This is a genomic window from Pseudomonas sp. FSL R10-1350, assembly GCF_009600525.1.
Taxonomy (GTDB): Bacteria; Pseudomonadota; Gammaproteobacteria; order Pseudomonadales; family Pseudomonadaceae; genus Aquipseudomonas; species Aquipseudomonas helleri.
In genome coordinates this window covers 1-3,741 of the sequence record NZ_WIVR01000123.1, presented here as the reverse complement: position 1 = coordinate 3,741, position 3,741 = coordinate 1, and the positions used below count along the sequence as shown (strand labels likewise).

The following is a 3,741-nucleotide window of genomic DNA, read 5'->3' as shown; positions in this document are numbered from 1 at the left end:
GGCTCAAGGCTTGGCCCGTGGGCACGCGCCCAAATACCGTCAAGGTGAGGCACAGTGGCCCGCGCGTGGTGTCGCCGCCGATCAGCCGCAGGTCGCACGCCTGGGCCATGACGTTCAAGCCTCGGGCAAACGCGTCCAGCCAGGCGGCTTCAACCGTCGGCAACGTCAGGGCAAGGGTAAACGCAACAGGGGTGGCGCCCATGGCCGCCAAATCACTGGCCGCCACTGCCAGCGCACGCTGACCGAGCAAGAAAGGGTCGCAAGGATCTGCGAAGTGCACCCCGGCTACCAGGGTGTCGGTGGAGATCGCCAGCTGTTCCCCGAAGGGAACATCCAGCAGGGCGCAGTCGTCGCCAATGCCCAAAGCAACGCCCACGCCGCCTTGCGCACAAGGCGCGGCAGCGAAGAAGTTGCGGATCAGCTCAAACTCGCCCATGGCCAACAGCGCGGGTTAGCGCTTGAACGCCTTGACTTCAGCTTCACGCAGGCGAGGTGCCAGTTTGTCCAGAACACCGTTGACGAACTTATGACCGTCAGTGGAACCGTAGACTTTTGCCAGCTCGATACCTTCGTTGATCACAACGCGGTAAGGCACGTCGACACGCTTGAGCAGTTCCCAGGTGGACAGGCGCAGAACCGCCAGTTCAACCGGGTCCAGCTCATCGATGGTGATGTCCAGGCATGGCACCAGGGCAGCATCGATCTCGGTACGATTGGCCGGTACGCCGTGCAGGATTTCGCGGAAGTAAGCGCCGTCAACGTCAGTGAAGTCGTTGTCCACGCGAAACTGGGCTTCGATCTCGTTCAGCGAGTGCTTGGCCATGTGCCATTGATACAGCGCTTGGGTCGCGAGCTGACGCGCTTCGCGACGCTTGGCGCTCTTGGAGGGCTTGCCAGCATCCGCAGGTTTAGGATCGCGCGGGTTGAAACGATCGCTTTCGTCGGAAATCACTTGGCCTCCAACGCTGCCAGCAGGCTGACCATTTCGAGAGCGGACAGTGCAGCTTCAGCGCCTTTGTTGCCAGCTTTGGTGCCGGAACGTTCGATGGCCTGCTCGATCGAGTCAACGGTCAGCACACCGAATGCAACCGGTACGCCAAACTCCATGGACACCTGAGCCAAGCCTTTGGTGCACTCGCCAGCCACGTATTCGAAGTGCGGAGTACCGCCACGAATAACAGCGCCCAGGGCGATGATGGCGGCGAATTCGTTGCGCTGGGCAACTTTTTGCGCAACCAGCGGAATTTCGAACGCACCCGGTGCACGGATGATGGTGATGTCGCTTTCGCTTACACCGTGGCGAACCAGGGCATCAACAGCACCACTCACCAGGCTTTCGACGACGAAGCTGTTGAAACGGCCGACGACGAGTGCGTAGCGACCTTTGGGGGCGATGAAGGTACCTTCGATGGTCTTCAGGGTCATTCGGTATGTCTCGTATTAAAGAGCCAGAACGCACTTGCGTGCGTTCTTTAAGGATATTGGGCCACGAATCGGGACTGGAAATGTCCGGTCATTATTCGGCGGGCACGTATTCTACAACTTCCAGATCAAAACCGGATATGGCATTGAACTTCATTGGTGAACTCATGAGGCGCATTTTGCGTACTCCGAGGTCACGCAAGATCTGTGAGCCTGCTCCGACGATGCTGTAAGTGGTCGGCTTTTTCACCGGTGCGGCATCGGCGGTTTCGCGAATGTGCGCCAGCAATACATCGCCATCCAGCGGGTGGCCCAGCAACAGCACCACACCGCTGCCCGCCTCTGCCACGGCGCTCATGGCGGCGCGCAGGCTCCAGCGGCCGGGCTGTTTGACCAGCAACAGGTCGCGCAGCGGGTCCATGTTGTGCACCCGTACCAGCGTCGGTTCTTCAGCGCAGATCTTGCCCAGGGTCAGTGCCATGTGCACGTCGCCTTCGACAGAATCACGATAGGTCACCAGGTTGAATTGGCCCAGTTCGCTGTCCAGTGGCTGCTCGGCAATCCGCTGAACGGTACGTTCGTGGATCATCCGGTAGTGGATCAAGTCGGCGATGGTGCCGATTTTGATGCCGTGTTCAGCGGCAAATGCTTCCAGCTCAGGGCGACGGGCCATGGTGCCATCGTCGTTCATCACTTCGCAGATCACGCCGCTTGGCTCGAAACCGGCCATGCGCGCCAGGTCGCAGGCGGCTTCTGTGTGGCCAGCACGGGCCAGGGTGCCGCCCGCTTGTGCCATCAGCGGGAAGATGTGGCCCGGGCTGACGATGTCATCGGCCTTGGCGTCTTTGGCAGCGGCGGCTTGTACCGTACGGGCACGGTCGGCGGCCGAAATGCCGGTGGTCACGCCGGTGGCGGCTTCGATGGACACGGTGAACTTGGTGCCAAAGCCGGAGCCATTGCGCGGCGCCATCAATGGCAACTTGAGCGTTTCGCAGCGCTCGCGGCTCATCGGCATGCAGATCAGGCCACGGGCGAAACGCGCCATGAAGTTGATGTGCTCAGCCTGGCAGCACTCGGCGGCCATGATCAGGTCGCCTTCGTTTTCGCGGTCTTCGTCATCCATCAGGATGACCATCTTGCCTTGGCGGATGTCTTCAACCAGTTCTTCGATGCTGTTGAGCGCCACGCGGCACCCCCTTATTTCAGGATTTTAGGTAGCCGTTGGCGGCCAGAAAACTTTCGCTGATACCACCCGAGGTCGGCTCGGCGGCTTTTTCGCCCAGCAGCAGGCGTTCGAGGTAGCGCGCCAGCAAGTCGACTTCAAGGTTGACCCGGCGACCTGGACGATAGTCGTCCATGATGGTTTCGCTCAGGGTGTGCGGAATGATGGTCAAGGAGAACTCGGCGCCATTGACCGAGTTGACCGTCAGGCTGGTGCCGTCGACGGTGATCGAGCCTTTGTGGGCGATGTACTTGGCCAGTTCCTTGGGTGCACGGATGCGGAACTCGATGGCACGGGCGTTTTCCTCGCGGGAAATCACTTCGCCTACGCCGTCAACGTGGCCACTGACCAGGTGGCCGCCCAGACGCGTGGTCGGGGTCAAGGCCTTTTCCAGGTTGACCCGGCTGCCGCTTTTAAGGTCGTTGAATGCGGTGCAATCAAGGGTTTCGCGGCTGACGTCAGCCATAAAACCGTTGCCCGGCAGCTCTACTGCGGTCAGGCACACGCCGTTGATCGCGATGCTGTCGCCGAGTTTGACGTCGCTCAGGTCGAGCTTGCCGGTCTCTACATAAACCCGCACATCGCCACCCTTTGGGGTCAGTGCGCGGATGTTGCCGATGGATTCGATAATGCCGGTAAACATGGGCGTTCCCCTTGAGAACAAAACCTGCGCTAAGCGAAGGCTGAGAATTATACGCTCGCGGGCGACACAGGTATGGCTGTGACTCGCCAGTCATCCCCTACCGCGCGCATTTCAGTGATTTTGAGCAACGGCGCTTCGCTCATGTGGGTCAGCGGCAGCTCAAGCAACGGCCTCGCGGTCGACCCCAAAAACTTGGCGGCGATGAATATCTGATACTCATCGACCAGGCCTTGCTCGGCAAAGGCGCCAGCCAGACGCGGACCTGCTTCAACTAACACCTCATTGACGCCACGGGCGGCCAGCGCCACCAGCAGTTTGCGCAAATCGACCTGGCCGTTGGCACCGTGGATCACCAGGCACTCGGGGCCGGTGCGGTATTGCTCGGCGGGCGGCACGCAGGTGGCGACCAAGGCCGGGCCGGCCTTGAAAAACGGTGCGTCCAGCGGCACACGCA

The 3,741-nt window shown here is 60.7% G+C and carries 6 protein-coding genes; all 6 read right to left on the bottom strand.

The window, feature by feature from the left end; all coding sequences use genetic code 11:
* The coding region (locus GHO25_RS25215) for an AIR synthase related protein (RefSeq protein WP_228393136.1) at positions 1-436 on the bottom strand (436 nt) is incomplete at its 3' end.
* Positions 437-451: 15 nt separating this feature from the next.
* Positions 452-952: a transcription antitermination factor NusB gene (nusB, locus tag GHO25_RS25210; RefSeq protein ID WP_178110234.1), complete on the bottom strand. Its 501-nt coding sequence runs from the start codon at positions 950-952 to the stop codon at positions 452-454.
* The gene (gene ribE / locus GHO25_RS25205) at positions 949-1,425 is read right to left on the bottom strand and encodes a 6,7-dimethyl-8-ribityllumazine synthase (protein WP_048367766.1); all 477 of its coding nucleotides are present in this window, start codon (positions 1,423-1,425) and stop codon (positions 949-951) included. Before ribE ends, nusB begins: the two co-directional genes overlap by 4 nt.
* Positions 1,426-1,516: 91 nt before the next feature.
* Entirely contained in the window at positions 1,517-2,608 is a 1,092-nt protein-coding gene (gene ribBA / locus GHO25_RS25200) for a bifunctional 3,4-dihydroxy-2-butanone-4-phosphate synthase/GTP cyclohydrolase II (protein WP_048367768.1), read from the bottom strand.
* A 16-nt stretch (positions 2,609-2,624) separates the two neighbouring features.
* A complete protein-coding gene (locus GHO25_RS25195; RefSeq protein WP_048367769.1) occupies positions 2,625-3,287 on the bottom strand; it encodes a riboflavin synthase in 663 nt (220 codons plus the stop codon).
* A gap of 47 nt (positions 3,288-3,334) precedes the next feature.
* On the bottom strand, positions 3,335-3,741 hold a 407-nt coding region (locus tag GHO25_RS25190), incomplete at its 5' end, for a RibD family protein (protein WP_178110233.1).

Excerpts from the sequence above, each read along its gene's own strand:
- ribE (WP_048367766.1), bottom strand. The coding sequence starts at position 1,425 with ATGACCCTGAAGACCATCGAAGGTACCTTCATCGCCCCCAAAGGTCGC.
- GHO25_RS25195 (WP_048367769.1), bottom strand. The coding sequence starts at position 3,287 with ATGTTTACCGGCATTATCGAATCCATCGGCAACATCCGCGCACTGACC.